This window comes from Chitinophaga sp. CB10 (genome assembly GCA_001870995.2).
Taxonomy (GTDB): Bacteria; Bacteroidota; Bacteroidia; order Chitinophagales; family Chitinophagaceae; genus Chitinophaga.
The window spans coordinates 228,076-243,927 of sequence record MLAV02000007.1; the positions used below are offsets into that span (position 1 = coordinate 228,076).

General features: G+C 49.8%; 16 protein-coding genes. 8 read left to right on the forward strand and 8 right to left on the reverse strand.

Annotation, left to right across the window (positions count from 1 at the left end):
• Positions 1–19: 19 nt before the first annotated feature.
• Entirely contained in the window at positions 20–1,024 is a 1,005-nt protein-coding gene (locus BOC67_RS12420; RefSeq protein ID WP_291910648.1) for a bifunctional oligoribonuclease/PAP phosphatase NrnA, read from the reverse strand.
• Between the two features lie 154 nt (positions 1,025–1,178).
• On the opposite strand from BOC67_RS12420, the gene BOC67_RS12425 reads away from it, so the two are divergent.
• Both BOC67_RS12425 and xerD read left to right on the forward strand, forming a co-directional pair.
• Entirely contained in the window at positions 1,179–1,595 is a 417-nt protein-coding gene (locus BOC67_RS12425; RefSeq protein ID WP_073080495.1) for a nucleoside-diphosphate kinase, read from the forward strand.
• A gap of 627 nt (positions 1,596–2,222) precedes the next feature.
• Positions 2,223–3,122 carry a site-specific tyrosine recombinase XerD gene (xerD, locus tag BOC67_RS12430; RefSeq protein WP_291910649.1) on the forward strand — a complete coding sequence of 300 codons (900 nt, stop codon included), beginning with the start codon at positions 2,223–2,225 and terminating at the stop codon, positions 3,120–3,122.
• Between the two features lie 240 nt (positions 3,123–3,362).
• Here xerD and BOC67_RS12435 read toward each other — a convergent pair whose 3' ends face one another.
• Positions 3,363–4,274 carry a hypothetical protein gene (locus BOC67_RS12435; RefSeq protein ID WP_291910650.1) on the reverse strand — a complete coding sequence of 304 codons (912 nt, stop codon included), beginning with the start codon at positions 4,272–4,274 and terminating at the stop codon, positions 3,363–3,365.
• 435 nt (positions 4,275–4,709) lie between these two features.
• Here BOC67_RS12435 and BOC67_RS12440 point away from each other — a divergent pair, with 435 nt between their 5' ends.
• The 4 genes from BOC67_RS12440 (at position 4,710) to BOC67_RS12455 (ending at position 8,294) form a co-directional block, all read left to right on the forward strand.
• Complete coding sequence (locus BOC67_RS12440; protein ID WP_291910651.1) at positions 4,710–5,126, forward strand: hypothetical protein; 417 nt, start codon at positions 4,710–4,712, stop codon at positions 5,124–5,126.
• Positions 5,127–5,839: 713 nt separating this feature from the next.
• The gene (locus BOC67_RS12445; protein ID WP_291910652.1) at positions 5,840–6,646 is read left to right on the forward strand and encodes a sensor histidine kinase; all 807 of its coding nucleotides are present in this window, start codon (positions 5,840–5,842) and stop codon (positions 6,644–6,646) included.
• Between the two features lie 116 nt (positions 6,647–6,762).
• Positions 6,763–7,422 carry a response regulator transcription factor gene (locus BOC67_RS12450; protein WP_291910653.1) on the forward strand — a complete coding sequence of 220 codons (660 nt, stop codon included), beginning with the start codon at positions 6,763–6,765 and terminating at the stop codon, positions 7,420–7,422.
• A gap of 26 nt (positions 7,423–7,448) precedes the next feature.
• Positions 7,449–8,294 (forward strand): DUF2911 domain-containing protein, encoded by an 846-nt coding sequence (locus BOC67_RS12455; RefSeq protein ID WP_291910654.1) that lies wholly within the window; start codon positions 7,449–7,451, stop codon positions 8,292–8,294.
• Positions 8,295–8,376: 82 nt separating this feature from the next.
• Here the strand turns inward: BOC67_RS12455 and BOC67_RS12460 are convergent, their stop codons facing one another.
• The 6 genes from BOC67_RS12460 to BOC67_RS12485 form a co-directional block, all read right to left on the reverse strand.
• Positions 8,377–10,065: a sodium:solute symporter gene (locus tag BOC67_RS12460; protein ID WP_291910655.1), complete on the reverse strand. Its 1,689-nt coding sequence runs from the start codon at positions 10,063–10,065 to the stop codon at positions 8,377–8,379.
• Complete coding sequence (locus tag BOC67_RS12465) at positions 10,062–10,193, reverse strand: hypothetical protein (protein ID WP_291910656.1); 132 nt, start codon at positions 10,191–10,193, stop codon at positions 10,062–10,064. The genes BOC67_RS12460 and BOC67_RS12465 overlap by 4 nt, the downstream gene beginning before the upstream one ends.
• A 63-nt stretch (positions 10,194–10,256) precedes the next feature.
• A complete protein-coding gene (locus BOC67_RS12470) occupies positions 10,257–10,433 on the reverse strand; it encodes a hypothetical protein (RefSeq protein WP_291910657.1) in 177 nt (58 codons plus the stop codon).
• A gap of 6 nt (positions 10,434–10,439) precedes the next feature.
• Positions 10,440–12,926 carry a PIG-L family deacetylase gene (locus tag BOC67_RS12475; RefSeq protein ID WP_291910658.1) on the reverse strand — a complete coding sequence of 829 codons (2,487 nt, stop codon included), beginning with the start codon at positions 12,924–12,926 and terminating at the stop codon, positions 10,440–10,442.
• A gap of 91 nt (positions 12,927–13,017) precedes the next feature.
• Positions 13,018–13,347 carry a DMT family protein gene (locus tag BOC67_RS12480; protein WP_291910659.1) on the reverse strand — a complete coding sequence of 110 codons (330 nt, stop codon included), beginning with the start codon at positions 13,345–13,347 and terminating at the stop codon, positions 13,018–13,020.
• Between the two features lie 145 nt (positions 13,348–13,492).
• The gene (locus BOC67_RS12485; RefSeq protein ID WP_291910660.1) at positions 13,493–14,008 is read right to left on the reverse strand and encodes a hypothetical protein; all 516 of its coding nucleotides are present in this window, start codon (positions 14,006–14,008) and stop codon (positions 13,493–13,495) included.
• A gap of 210 nt (positions 14,009–14,218) precedes the next feature.
• On the opposite strand from BOC67_RS12485, the gene BOC67_RS12490 reads away from it, so the two are divergent.
• Together BOC67_RS12490 and BOC67_RS12495 are read left to right on the forward strand one after the other, a co-directional pair.
• Positions 14,219–14,761, forward strand: a complete 543-nt coding sequence (locus tag BOC67_RS12490; protein WP_291910661.1) for an RNA polymerase sigma-70 factor — start codon at positions 14,219–14,221, stop codon at positions 14,759–14,761.
• Between the two features lie 71 nt (positions 14,762–14,832).
• The gene (locus BOC67_RS12495; protein ID WP_291910662.1) at positions 14,833–15,837 is read left to right on the forward strand and encodes a FecR family protein; all 1,005 of its coding nucleotides are present in this window, start codon (positions 14,833–14,835) and stop codon (positions 15,835–15,837) included.
• Positions 15,838–15,852 lie beyond the last annotated feature (15 nt).

Below are 15,852 nucleotides of genomic sequence, written 5' to 3' on the forward strand. Positions count from 1 at the left end.
GGTTCTAGTACTTAGCAAGTTATTGTAATTGTTCCTCATTTTCTTCGATCGCCTTTAAAAATCTCTCGACGGTTTTTTCAAGGGAGTCGGAACTTCTGCCGCCGGAGGCGTTGAAGTGGCCGCCACCGTCGAAATACTTACGTGCGAAGGTATTTACGTCGAAGTCGCCTTTGGAGCGGAAAGAGAGTTTTACTTCCACATTCCGGTCGATGATCAGCGCCGCTAATTTAATACCCTGGATTGAAAGCAGGAAATTTACCAGTCCTTCGGTATCCCCTGTCATGAGGTCGAACCGTTTGAGGTCCGCATAAGGGATAGCGAGCATGGCGGTATTATATTCATAGAAGACTTCCATCCTGTTGAGCAGGCTATGGCCGAGGAAGCGGAGCCTGTTTTCCAGGAAGTTATCATAAATATTCTGGTGAATGATTTCGTGTTTAAGGCCGCGGTCCATCAGGTCGGCCACCATACGGTGTACTCTTGCGCTGGTGGAGGCGAACCGGAAGGAGCCGGTATCGGTAACGGTGCCGGCGTAGATGCAGGCGGCGATATCGAGGTTGATCAGCTTTTCGTCCCCCAGTTTATAGATGGTTTCATAAACCAGTTGGGCGGTGGAGCTGGCGGAGGTATCGCTCACGCCGTAGTCGAAGCTGGGCTGCGGTTCCAGGTGGTGGTCGATGAGGATTTTGATACAATCCAGTTTTTCCAGGAAGGGCGCCATGTTCTTGGTGCGGTACAGGGCGTTGAAATCCAGGCAAAAGAGGAGGTCGATCCCTTCCAGTGCGGCCATGGCCTTATCGTTGGAGGATTCGAAGTCCAGCACCAGGTCGGCGGCAGGCATCCATTTCAGGAAGTCCGGGAAATTGGTAGGAGAAATTACAGTAACCTCATGGCCTTTTTGCCGCAGGTAGTGGTACATTGCCAGAGAGCTTCCCATCGCGTCAGCATCTGGTTTCTGATGCATGGTGATCACCACTTTTTTCGGGCTTTCCAGCAAAGGCTTAATTTCCTCGATCGACTTCATTCAAACTGTAATATTATTAATTTATAAGGTCCTGTTGTTAACAGAAAATGAAGTGCGAAGTTCTTTATTTGGGTCAGAATTTCAAAATTTTTTACCACTAAAGAAAATGTAATTACTTTTGCGGCTCAAATCAGTAATCCGGAATAAAAAAACTATGGGTAACAGAACATTTACAATGATTAAGCCTGATGCGGTTGCAAACGGGCATATTGGCGGTATCCTGAACATGATCAACGAAGCAGGTTTCCGTATTGTAGCTATGAAAATGACGCAGCTGTCTGCTGCTAAAGCCGGTGAATTTTACGCAGTACACAAGGAAAGACCTTTCTATGGTGAGCTGGTTGAGTTCATGAGCAGCGGTCACATCGTTGCAGCTATCCTGGAGAAGGATAATGCAGTGGAGGACTTCCGTAAACTGATCGGTGCTACCAACCCTGCGAATGCGGAAGAGGGTACTATCCGTAAGAAATATGCGGAGTCTATCGGTCGCAACGCTGTTCACGGTTCTGATTCCGATGAGAATGCGCAGATCGAAGGCGACTTCTTCTTCAGCGGTCTGGAGAAATTCTAATCTGTAATTACAGGTAAAGATATAGGCCGGCGTCCATAGGGCGCCGGCTTTTTTGGTTTGGGGCAGGTGGTGTGGGATGAGGGAATGGGTGACGGTTGGACGAGGAGGTTATGGCGGTGGTTTAGGGTAGGCTGATGAGGGTCGGCAGTCGGGGTTTAAGCCAGCCGGTATGGGCAGTAATGGATGACTGATGAAAGGTGATTCCAGGCGGTTAGAGCAGGTTCTTCAGTTTCCAAACTGCGACTGGCCACCCAAGTTAAACCTGGAAATAATGAATTCATTTTCAATGACTTTATACCTATTATATGCAGCATCACTTTAATTACTGCAGAAAATTACCGTTATACATTAAAATATTTTTCAATCCAGCATTGTTTTGCAGCCCGTTGCACTCAATTTCCGCTATGGTTCCCGGCAAAAATTGACCAAATTCAATTAAAAATTCAGCAATTAATTTTATTGGTTTATAATAAGTTGCATTAATCTATTTAAACCTAACTATCAAACAATCACTTCACATTAAAAATATTCCACCTGTAAAAAATACCACTACCGTATTTTTCCACATAACTTGCATTTTTACTGCCTGGCCCCTCCTCTTTCAGAAAATGCCCTTATCTTGCCATCATGTGGGAATCATTCCGAAAATTATTCAAGGGTTACCTCCAATTGGAAAGGTCGCTTTCCGCCAATTCCATAGACGCCTATCTCCGGGATGTTGAGAAACTGGAACAATACCTCCTGGCAAACGGCAAGGAAAAACTACGCCCCCAGGATATCACTTTGCAGGATTTACAAGGTTGCGTGCAATGGATTGCACAGCTCGGTATGACTGCCACCTCCCAGGCAAGGATCATTTCAGGAATCAAGGCGTTTTATAAATTCCTGCTCATGGAAGACATGGCTAAAGAAGATCCGAGTCAGCTGCTCGAGGCGCCCAGGCTCCAGCGGAAATTACCGGATGTACTCTCCTTTGAAGAAATTGAAATGATCATCGCCCAGATACAGCTGGACACCCCGGAAGGCCACCGCAACAAAGCCATCCTGGAAACCATGTATAGCTGCGGATTGCGTGTAAGCGAAGTGGTGAACCTGCAAATCACGCAGTTACACTTCGATGTGGGGTTCATCCGGGTATTGGGGAAAGGCAACAAGGAAAGATTGGTACCTATCGGCAAGGAGGCCATGCGGCAGATAGATATGTACCGGCGGAATATTCGTGTACACATGCCCGTTAAGCATGGCCATGAGGACACCCTCTTTCTGAACCGGCGGGGCAGCGGCCTTAGCCGGGTGATGATCTTCCTGGTAATTAAAGAGTTGGTGAAGCTGGCCGGCATAGAGAAGAACGTATCGCCACATACCTTCCGCCATTCGTTTGCCACGCACCTCGTGGAAGGCGGCGCTGACCTGCGGGCGGTACAGGAAATGCTGGGGCATGAAAGTATTACAACCACTGAAATCTACACGCATATCGACCGGGATTACCTGCGGGATACCCTGCAGCGGTTCCATCCCAGGTTTTAAACCGGCGTTCCTCCTTACTACCATTATAATATGAAGTGGCACTTCCACGGAGGGTTTTCAGGAAACGCGTGCCATTAGGATACCTATATTACCCACGGCATACTCCATCGGGCGCCTGTTTGGTAACCGGGCAGTTACTGCCCAGGCGTCATTACATCTCTCCCCCTAAAAATATTTAAACGCGATATAAAAGCGAAGCGGCTCCGTGCATCACGGAGCCGCTCTCAAACATTGGGTAGTTTAATCTTTCACAATAAGCTTTGCATGCGCCATCCGGGCGGGTACGCGGGAGCGGCTGCTGCGGCCGTCCACACGATTGCGCACATGATGGAGCCAGGTGCTGATATGACGGGTAGCCCGGGTAAAGATGCCGGGTTTGTAAATGATATCCAGCTGGGAACAAGGCGCAACGTCCTGGCGGTCCGCCGCCATGGCATGCGATTCGTCCTCCGCCCAGATCAGGTGATCGTGCCGGTAGATTTTGAAATACAGGTCAGGCCCCTGGTTGCTGCGCCCATCGCGGACCAGCTGCAGCCTGCCGGTGTAGAGGTCCCGCCGGGAGAAATGCATGGTATATCTTCCGAATTCGTTGGTATATGTTTCCGCTACCTTTTTACCGGTAACGGCATTGTAGGCGGCTACTTTCAGGTAAGGCTCGCCGCTGTGGCCCGTCTGACTCTTTACCGTACCGGTGATGACCCAGGCGCCGGCTGTCCGGTAGATTTCCGCCCAGGCATCCGGTGGAATGAGGTAGGCGTAGGCCGCCATATATTGTCCGTTCTGTTTTTTCCAATGGGGTACAAGGTAGCTGAGGCGGTAGTTGCGTGACCGGAGGTTACCCGTTTTACCGGGCATCTCATCCAGGCAGAGATTTAATTCCAGGGCTTCGGTGAAGAGGTGAATCTCCTCCCACTGCATGCGGAAGTTACCCATTTCATCCAGGGTAGCTTCAGCAAGGAGGCGGTCCGCCTTCAACAGTACCTCATGCGCCGTAAGCGGACGAAGGTTATTGAAATGCCCCTTGACGATGGTCAGATGGTCGCCGGACTGACCGGCTTCCGGCAGATAGACCCTGATGCGCGCATTAACCAGCGGCTCAATGCAATCGTCGCCAATCAACGCAGAGATGTTGCCAATCAGAAGGTAACTCATAGTTTAAATTTTAAAAAAAGGGGTTAACGAGTTTAACCTAATACTGTTTAAGGGAACAGTAAAACCCTCTGCTAATGCTAACTACAAACAAACATGGTAGAAAGGCCCGTTGCTGTTTTGTGTACTGTCCGTTGATAAAATAGTCCGTCGGTTTAACGACAGTACAAAAATCCGTAAGTTAATCGGGCGAATCAAGCGTTGAACAACTGAATAATGGGAATGCGTATTTATACGCAATTTTATGTCAGTGGTACTATATTATATGATGCGGCGTTTGTGGAGAATGCCGGCGAAAGTCTTTACCAGCAAGGGCTTCCGGTTAACCTGATAAGTTTAAAGCCTTCATCCCGGCCGCTCAGCGATATTGGTAGTGTAAAAATTTATAATAATTTTACCGCAGACTATTTCTAACTCCTAAATCTAAAACTAACGATTATGAGCGCTTCAAAACGCCCTTCCATTTCTGAAGCTGGCGGCTTCATCTCTAAAGAGAGAATGGACACATTGCTCGGCAACTATGCAGCTGAACATGCTGATCAAAAATCTGCCGATTTTGTAAAAGCTATGTGCTTTTCCAAAGACAAAGTACTGGAACTGCTGGCCAGCGACAGAGCTGCCGGCCTGAGAATCTACTACGGTATTCACGTTGATACAGACGGTGATGGCATCAAAGAAAAGAAAATGGTGTTGGTAGCTACTGATGCTGATGGTAACGATATCCTGCCTTCCGGCGCTTCACTGGATGGCGTGCAGTCTAAGGATATGGCATTGATTCTGGATGATGGCTTGCCTTGCCCTAACTACTGCGGCGGTGGCGGCGGTGGCGGTACTACCGACCAACAGCCTGAATAAATACCAGTTACCAAAATAGTCATAAAAGAAAGATAGATTACTTGTGCTTACAATAATGCTCACGGTATTTTGGTGTATGTTGGGGATCGAATTCCTGGTTCTGATCCCCTTCCTATTAAAATACAGACAACTGGACCCTTCTTCGAAATGGATTTTTTATTACATTCTCCTTTCACTCCTATTTTCTGCAGGTTCATACCTGATTATGATGCTGTATAAGAATAACATGTGGTACTTCAACCTGATGCATTTCCTTCAGTTTGTCGTATTGTCCATGTTCTATATGTCATGCATAAAATCCCCCAAACTACGTTACATCATACTCCGCCTGCCTATTGTAATGTTATTTGTTTTTTCCGTCGACTTCTTCCGGATAGATGGAATGAAATTCTATAATTCAGTGTCCACCGGACTTAAAGCTGCCCTCATGATTTTCTATGCTATCTCATTATTCATGCAGCAGCTGAGCGATAAAGAATTGATTGAAAAATCAATATATATAAACTCTTTACCTACATTCTGGTACAATTCAGGATTATTCCTGTACTTTTGCTCGACTATTTTATTCTCAATCAGTCTGAGTCTGTTCCAAAAAACACAGAACGAAAATCCGGACAAAATGGTGCTAGTATCATATAGTATCACATATGCCATCGGCAGTATTTCGATGATCTTGTTTTATATCGGACTAAGCAAGACCAAACTCATGAAGTATGCGGATCACTGATATCATTATTGTGGGGACCACAGTAATGCTGATATTGGCTATTGTGGTAATACTGCTGGTAATGCTCCAACAGAAACAGGTAATTCAACACAAACTGATCATTCGCGATAAAGACCTCCAACTGCAACGGGAACGCCTCGAAGCCATCCTCCAGGGCCAGGAACTGGAACGCAAACGCATTGCCGAAGACCTCCACGATGAAGTGGGCGCGCAGCTCTCCGTCCTGAAGCTCACCATCGGCGGCCTGCAGCCTCTCCTGAAAACAGGCAACGGGGAAACGGAACGGCTGAAGGAAACCAAAGAATTCACTGACACCATTATTCAGCAACTTAGGTTTATTTCACAAAGCCTGCATCCACAAGCCCTCGACAACCTGGGACTGGCCCATGCGCTCGATTCCTTCTGCAACCTGATGAATAAAAACAAACAGGTGGCGATCCATTTCAAAACGCCGGAAAGCACCATCCCGGTGGACCGCTCAAAGGCGCTGCACGTGTACCGGGTGGTACAGGAACTGATCAACAATATCGTGAAGCACGCGGAAGCTACCAGTATTGAAATCACCTATAAAAACACGCCCAATCTCCTGACTGTAGAGGTGGCTGACAACGGGAACGGCAAACTGCTGGATACCCTGAACGAATCAAAGAAGAAGTCGGGCAGCCTGGGACTTAAGAATATAGAGAGCAGACTCAATATCATCAACGGGACGATCAACTATCACAAGCGAAATCCTATTGGAACCGTAGCACAGATCAATGTGGAGAACTATCAGCAATCTGCTCAGAATTAATTGATTCTTATGTAGTTTTATTCTAAATTGCCATCTGATTCATACACCCGGTATGCATCAGTGGGATTTAATAATTCCCGGAACATTAATGTAATTCTCTATAAACTGTCCTTCAGATGACACACCATATAAAAGTGGCAATTGCCGACGATCACAAGATCTTCCGCAGTGGAGTCATTAACACACTTATCCCTTATGAAAATATCAGTGTAATCTTCGAAGCTGATGACGGCCAGCATTTGCTGGACATCATGGAAAAGCAACAACCGGACGTCATCCTCATGGACCTGAAAATGCCCAACATGGACGGCATTGAGGCGACGGTAAAAGTAAAAGCCAAATACCCGGATGTAAAAGTCATCATCCTCACCATGTACGAAGATGACAACTTCATCGTACACCTGGTGGAAAACGGCGCCAACGCCTACCTCCTGAAGAATGCCGAGCCGGAAGAAATCTATGAAGCCATCTGCACGACCTACGACAAGGGTTTCTATTTCAACGAGAATGTAAACCTGGCCCTGCTCAAAAAAGTGCTGCATAAAACCAAGCAGCATGTGAAACCTACACTGAAAAACGAAGTGCAGCTCAACGACCGGGAACTGGAAGTACTCAAGCTGATCTGCAACGAACAAACCACGCAGGAGATTTCAGAAAAGATCTTCCTCAGCCCACGCACCGTGGAAGGCATCCGCCAGAAACTCCTGGAAAAGCTGAACGTAAAAAACAGCGTAGGGATCGTACTCTATGCCTTCAGGAATGGCCTGATCGAATAATGCCACCAATTTTCTCAACATATAACATGAAAACTATCAAAACACTTGCGGTAGCCACCGGCTGCGCAATCGTACTGTACGCAGGCTCCGCTTTCGCCCAGGTTAAAGTACCTGCGCCAAGCCCAAGCCAGACCATTAAACAACAATTTGCACTTTCCAGCGTGGAGCTGAGCTACTCCCGCCCTAACATGAACGGCCGCACCATCCTGGGCGACCTGGTACCTTACGACAAAGTATGGAGAACCGGCGCCAACAGCGCGACCACCATCACTTTCGGCGAAGACGTAAGCTTCGGCGGCAAGGCGGTACCTGCCGGCAAATACGGCCTGGTTACCATCCCGGGCAAACAGTCCTGGACCGTGATCCTCAGCAAAAACCTGAACATCACCAAGCCGGCCGACTACAAACAGGAAGACGACGTAGCCCGCGTAACCGTTACTCCTAAACGTAACGCCGCTGCGCAGCAAACCTTCTCCATCGATTTCCAGAACATCCAGTACAAATCCATGGACCTGGTGATCAGCTGGGATAAATTCAGCGTGCCGGTAGCCATCACTGCGGACATCGACGGTACCATCCAGTCCCAGATCGACGCGGCCATGCAGACAGATAAAAAACCTTACTTCCAGGCGGCTATGTACTATGCCGACATGAATAAGGACCTGAAAAAAGCGGTGACCTACATCGACAAAGCTGCCGAGCAACAGCCGGACGCCTTCTGGGTAATGTACCAGAAAGCCCGCATCCACTCCCTGGTGAAAGATAACGCAGTAGCGAAAGCCGCCGCACAGCAATCATTAGAGCTGGCGAAGAAAGCGGAAAGCGCAGATTATGTAGCGCTGAATACGAAGCTGCTGGCGACGTTGAAATAACCGCTAACATCAAAAAAAGAAAGAGATGCAAACTTAATTGCATCTCTTTTTTATTGGTGGTCTTCGCAGGAAGCAAAGCAGTTTAAACAGGCCTTCTCATAAACGGCTGTATCACTAACGCCAACGCCAGTACGAGCATACAGCCAATGGCATTCAGCCACAGGAACGACACCACTTCCATCCAGAACAGGATCAACACGATCACCTGCGCAATCACCGCCGCCGTGAAAGTAGCCGTCCCTCCTACCTTCTTCAGGTAAAACGCCACCAGGAATATCCCCAGCGTAGTGCCGTAAAACCAGGACCCCAGCACGTTTACCACTTCAATCAGGCTGCCCAGGCCGCTGGCAAACTGGGCTACGGCAATGCAGAAAATGCCCCAGATGAGCGTCCACATCCTGGACATGCGCATGTATTTCTCCGGCGACTCCTCCGACTTATACAACCGCTTGTACACGTCCACCACCGTTGTGGAAGCCAGGGAGTTCAACGCGGCTGCAATACTCCCCCATGCCGCCAGGAAAATAATCGCGATCAGCAACCCTACCAAACCTTTGGGCAGGCTGTTGATCACAAAATGCAGGAATATATAGTTCGTATCATTCGCATCGCCGGCGGGGTCCGCATTTTTAATCAGCGTCACCGCTTCCGCCCGCACCTGCTGGGCCTTGTCCTCCGTGGCCTGCAAGGCCTGCTGCGCCGTAGCGATGGCAGTTTGCTCTCCCTTGTCCAGCGCGGCGGCCAGGTCCTTCACCTGCCGCTGCTTCATCGTACTCAGGGAATTAAATTCATTTTCCAGGCTGGTGAGCGCGGCGCCATGCTCCGTTTTATGCACCCGCGCCAGCTGGGCCTCGTTAAAGAACAACGGGGCTCGGAAATACAGGTAAAATACAAACACCAGCGCGCCAATCAGCAGGATCAAAAACTGCATGGGCACCTTTACCAACCCGTTGATCAGCAATCCCAGCCGGCTTTCCCTGACGGATTTGGCCGTCAGGTAACGGCCCACCTGCGACTGATCCGTACCGAAATAACTCAGCGCCAGGAAGAACCCGCCAATCAAACCGCTCCAGATATTGTATTTATCCTGCCAGTCAAAGTCCGTCACAATCACGTTCAGCTTATTCATCTTGCCGGACACCTGCAACGCTTCCTTCATCCCGATGTTATCCGGCAGCAGATGCACCACCATCCAACCGGCGAGGAACATACCGGCGAAGATGACCACCAGCTGCAGGGTTTGTGTATAGGAAACGGCCCGGGTGCCGCCGGCAACCGTATAGATAATCAGCAGCCCTCCCATGATCAGGTTGGTCCAGTACAGGTTCCAGCCCAGCAAGGAAGAGAGGATGATACTGGGCGCGCAGATGCTGATGCCGGTAGACAAGCCGCGCTGCACCAGGAATAATACCGCCGTCAGCGTACGCGTCTTCAAATCGAACCGCTGCTCGAGGAATTCGTACGCCGTATATACTTTGAGTTTATGAAAAATAGGAACGAAGGTGATGCAAAGCACGACCATGGCCAGCGGCAGCCCGAAGTAGTATTGCACGAACCGCATCCCGTCCGTATAAGCCTGGCCGGGCGCGGAAATAAAGGTAATGGCGCTGGCCTGCGTTCCGATGATAGATAATAATACGATATACCAGGGCATGGACTGGTTACCCAGGAAGTAGCTTTCCATGCTTTGTTTACCGCGACTCTTCCAGACACCATACAGGATGATGACGGACAAGGTAGCTATCAGCACTATCCAGTCTAATGAACTCATGAAAATGTTTTGGTGAAGAAATAGAAGAGGATAATCAGCAACGCCAGCCATGCCACCACCAGTATGTACCAGTGGGTCCATGACGGAAATAACGGTGGCCTCTCTTCCTGCAAGTGTTTATCTGGCATGGAATAGTGGAATTACAGGTTTAATATATTCAGCAGGATGGGCGTACAGGCCCATCCCTGAATTTAATCGTGGTGGCTTTTACTCCACATCGCTCCCGTGAGCAAACCCAGGCCGATACCGATGATCAGGCCGATATGGATTCGCTTGATCTCAAACCCGATGACGAGTCCGAGGAGGATGCACATCACCGCGGCTATACGGAGCCGCGGCCGTTTTGCTTTTACGTCTTTATCACTCATGAGCCATTAACCCTTTTTTGCAGAGATCAGATTTACAAACAGGCGGTACGCTCCCGGTACTCCCGCCGGCAGCTGCCGGAAGAAGGAAAGGGAAGTATATACATACCTGCCTTTGCCATAGTTGGCAACCAGGGTGGAACCGTCCAGTGGCGACTCCCCTTTGTCGTTCATGGCAAATAATTTAGTGTACGATTTGTCGGCCCCGTTGGTATAATACAACCCGATTTCCTGTACCCAGCCTTTAAAATCGCTGGTCGTAATGTCGTTCGGGTAATGCAGCACTGGGTCCGCCGGATTCAGCAATTTCACCGCGGCATCTTCCTCCGTTACCCTGTCGCGCGACAGGCTGAAAGGATATGGCCCCAGGTTATTCATCACCAGCGGCGAATTTACGTTATACTGCACCAGGTAAGTACCGCCATTTTTCACGTAGTCCATCAGTTTACCCTGCCAGAATTTCATCCGGGGGTTCACGTTATAGGCCCTTACCCCGGCGATGATAGCGTCGAAGCGGGAAAGGTCCCCGTACATAATATCTTTCTCGGTCAGCTCTGTTACGTTATACCCTACCTGTCGCAATGAGGCCGCCACCATATCCCCTGCGCCGGGGATATAGCCGAGGTTATTGCCGTTGTGCTTGAGGTCTACCGTTACCAGCCGCGCCTGCGCAGGCGGAAACAGCGTGATCACGGGGATGTGGTCATAGCGGATATGCTGGATGCCTTCCGTATATACCTTCCCGTTATGACTCATCTGCACGGCAAAGGTATCTACATGGTTGCCGTTGCCGGCTTTTACGGGCGAGAGGGAGAAGGTGAACTCCTGCTCATCCCCTTTCTGCGCAAACCCGTAAGGGATGGAGGCAGGCTTGCTGACGAAGCCGGCAGGGAGTTTCAGGGAGATGTCCCCCTTCACGCCATCGGCCATGGCCTGCATTTTCACCGTTACCGGCTGTGCGGTATTGCCCGTGAAAATAAATACCTGGTTGGTGAGGTTGCCTACCACCGGAGGAGCCACTACTACGGGTTCGTAGAGTTCGCCCTTTACGGGGTCGGTATATTTATACTGCAAGGGGCGGGAGATGGTAAAGTCCGCGCCGCCAATAGTCAGTTCAATGGTAGCCTGGAGCGCCGGGATGTTTTCCGGGTTGCCCACCAGCATGGGATCTGTGATGGTATAGGTACCGAGGGGATGCGGTGCCGACAGCCAGTACGGCTGGGAAAACGGCGTGTTTTCCGGCACGGTCACCGGGTTGTTGAAAGTAGTGAGCTTATTGTATTCCAGGGATTGCGCGCCGGCGGCATTGGGTAACCCCGGCAGGTCAATTTTTTTGATGGCAACCGGGATGTTGCTGCGGTTGATCAGTTGTACGGTGGTATTCATTTTATACCCTGGCACAACGGTGTTGGAGGCGCTGTAGGCTTCCGCCCAGATGCCGGCGCAGGCAAAGATGAGCTGCTCGGTTTCTTTCAGCTTCAGGTTGCGCCAGTAGCCATCCGGCAGGGCCAGTATGGCTTTGCGGATGTTCAGCAGGGCGGGCACGGAAGCGGCGGGGTTGTCCATGTTATAGGCGGCGATGGCTTTATCTACCAGGTCGCCAATGGCTTTACCGCCTTCCACACGGCTCCAGGACTGGTTTACGCCGTCCAGCAGGGACTGGGTGGGATTAGCGCCTTTGATGGTCACAAAGTATTCGTAGGAGCTACCCCTGCCCGCAGGTACGCCAAAGCCCTGGCTTTTGTGCTGGGAGCGGGATTCGGAGGCGATTTCCCCAAAGCCCTTACCTAACAGCGGGTTGAAGACGCCAACGTCAATTTTAAACTGATCGTCGGAAATGGTATTGTTGGAGCCGAAGTTAAACGTGTTCCAGAGCAGGCGTTTGGCTTGCCAGGGTTTAACTTTCGTGAGTTGTTCCGGTGCGTATTTGGGATCGGCGGCCAGCTCAAACGCTTTGGCGGCGAGCATGGCGGAAGCGGTATGGTGGCCGTGTCCGGCGCGGCTATCCGCCGGGAAGCGGCAGATGATGACATCCGGCTGGAATTTGCGGATGATCCACACCACGTCTTTGGTAATTTTTTTTGTATCCCAGATGGAGAAGGTTTCCGTTGGGTTCTTGGAGAAACCGAAGTCCTGCGCGCGGGTGAAGAACTGCTCTGCCCCGTCGATCCGGCGGGCGGCCAGCAGTTCCTGGGTGCGGATGAGCCCCAGGAGTTCACTTTGTTCGTTCCCTACGAGGTTTTGGCCTCCATCGCCGCGGGTGAGCGAGAGGTAGCCGGTTCTATAGAGTTTTTCTTTGGCAAGGTAGCCCAGCAGCCGGGTATTTTCGTCGTCGGGATGGGCGGCGAGGTACAGGACACTGCCGAGGGTATCCAGCTTTTTTAACTGCAGTTTGATGTCGGCGGCATTCCATACGGGTGTTGGCTGGCTGAAGGCGGCCTGCCCGGCTGCCAGCAGCAGCAACAGGGCCAGCGCGGTAAAGATTCTTTGAATCATGTCCGGTCAGAAGGTTTACAGATCTTCAAAAATAGTAATTAATCCAGGCGCTCAAAATGAAATGGGTTGAACGGCAGGTTTTATAAATGAATTATTTCTTAAACATAAAATATACGGCGCCAACCAGGAAGAGGAAGGAGATCAGGTAGTTCCACCGCAGCGGTTCCTTGAGGATAAATACCGCGAAGATGGCGAAAATGGTAAGGGTGATCACCTCCTGGATGGTTTTGAGCTGGAAGCCGCTGAAGCCTTCCTGGTAGCCGAGGCGGTTTGCCGGCACCATGAAGCAGTATTCGAAGAATGCGATGCCCCAGCTGAGCAGGATCACTTTCCAGAGGGCGGTTTCCGTATGTTTCAGGTGACCATACCAGGCGTAGGTCATAAAGGAGTTCGAGATGATAAGCAGTAGTATGGTGCGCATGTGTTTACTTTTCCAGTTGCGAATATACCTGATAAACTGCTGAAAAGAAAAGAGGCCATTTCAGGAATGAAATAGCCTCGTGGATCAAACCAATAGGGTTCTCTGTTAGGATGAGTGTGTTGTTGGTTGCTAGTATCTTTATTAATTACTGTTCAAGTTTAATTTCACCGATGTCGGTTACTTTACCATCTTCTACTTTAACATCTTTCACCTCTGCATTTTTATAAGGCGCTTTACCTACTACAGTGATGGTATAAGTACCGGCTTTAGCGCCAGGGATGGTAAATGTACCCTGGGAAACGGCTGCTTTCAGTTTATCGGCGCCGTTTACCGCTTCTACTTCGGTTGCTCCGTCTGCGGGACTAATTTTACCGGTGATTGATCCGGCTTCCACAGCGCGTAATGAATCTGTACCTTTGAGGCTGTCTACGCTTTTGAGCGAATCCAGACCTGCGATGGAATCGATACGGCCTGCCACAGAATCCAGGCTAACGACTACGCCGGTACGAATAGCTGCGGTGTCTGCACCTGCCAATGAATCAATTGAAACTACAGCGATACTGTCAGCTCCTTTTACCGGTGTAGCGGTCGCGCTTTTGAAAGCAGTCATTCCGAGAACCATTGCGGCTAATGCGAACATTCCTGTCATTGTTTTTTTCATGGCATTACAATTTTGATATGGTTAAAAATAATGATGACTCTAATTGGCATCCAATCCGTTGTGCATGGTTTTTGCTTTATTGCACTCTTGTTGGTGGCCGTATATTAACAATACACCCGAAACATCACTTACCATTAGTGAAGAAAATGTTAAAGTGAAAAAAAGATATAATCATCTATCTTCGCACCGGCGGAAACAAACGATCAGCCCATGTTGCAACTGAGTAATGAAGAAATAGTAAAAGGCATCAGGATTAGAAACAAAGATGTATTTGAGGCTGTCTTTAAACAGTTCGCACCCTCTATGTATAATATAGCGGTGCGGTATGTAAAAGATGAGGATACTGCCAATGATATGGTACAAGATGTGTTCCTCAACTTGTGGAAGAATGCGGAAAACCTGGACGAACGGGCGCCTATCCAGCACTACCTCGCCAGGGCCACCGTCAATACCTGCCTGAACAGCATTAAAAAAGAACAACGCAGGGAAGCCTACACCAAAGAGCAAATGCATACGGCTACCCCGGCGGAAACCACGCATCAGCTCCTCGAACATAAAGAACTGGAAGCCCAATACCGCTATGCGCTCGAAAAACTGCCCGACCAATGCCGGCGCGTTTTTGAAATGAGCCGGTTTAAAGGCCTCTCTCCTACGGAAATTTCGGAACAACTGGACATATCTATTAATACCGTATATGCCCACCTGACCACCGCCCTCAAAAAACTCCGGGTTGTACTTATTAATAAACAGTAACCCGCGCCGAAATTTTTTTTTAAATTGACTAATGGTAACAAGCCCCCTGGTTGTATTATCAATAAGTAGCCATGAATAGCAAAACCGACATAGATATTGTGATCCGTTACCTGGAGAATCCGGAGAACGAGCAGTGCAAACGCCTGCTGAACGACTGGATTCAAGAGGACCCGGCTAATCTCGACATTTTCCTGGACATGAGGGATATGTGGAATGGAGATCCCCTCCCTGCCGCATCCGCCTTCGATACTTCCGGGCAATGGTCGAAGTTTAGTAACGCTGTAGACATGCTCCCGGTAATGCCGGCTGAAATCAAAACGCCCGTAGCGGACGCTGCCCCGGCAGCTACGCCAAAGGTCCGCAAAATGCCCGTGCGCTACTGGTGGGCCGCCGCAGCCGTGGCCGCTATCGCCGTATCCATGGTGTACCTGGGCCCGGGCAAATACAAAACCTACGCCACCCATCAGCAGATCGACAGCGTTAAGCTCGCCGATGGTTCCATGGTGTACCTCAATGCCAATACCGTGGTGAAAGTGCCCAGGGATTTTGGCAAAACCGCCCGCAGCGTGACCATCGCCAAAGGGGAAGCCTTCTTCGACGTGGCACAGCAGGAATCGCAGCCCTTCACCGTAGACGCGCCGGATGTAGCCATCCGCGTACTCGGCACCTCCTTTAACGTGAAGTCCGCCGATAAGGACGTGAAAGTTTTCGTGCAATCCGGTAAGGTAAGCGCAGCCTATAAACATTCGGAGAAAAAAGTCATCCTGACGCCAGGCCTGGAAGCCAGCCTGCAACACAATGGCAACGACATCCAAACGACCGAACACAAAAAATCCAATAATATCCTGGCATGGAAAACCCGCTGCCTCGTTTTTGACGAGAGTCCGCTCAATGAAGTAGCGGCCGCACTGCAGGACTATTACCATGTACAGGTGGATATCAAAGATCCTAAACTGGCGGATGCCAGACTGCTGGCCACTTTCCGTGACCTGCCGCTGGACGAGGTGCTTGACATCATCAGAAAAGCATTACAGATCAACATTAAACACGAGAATAACCTGGTAGAATTTTACTAATAGCCCTGCAGATTT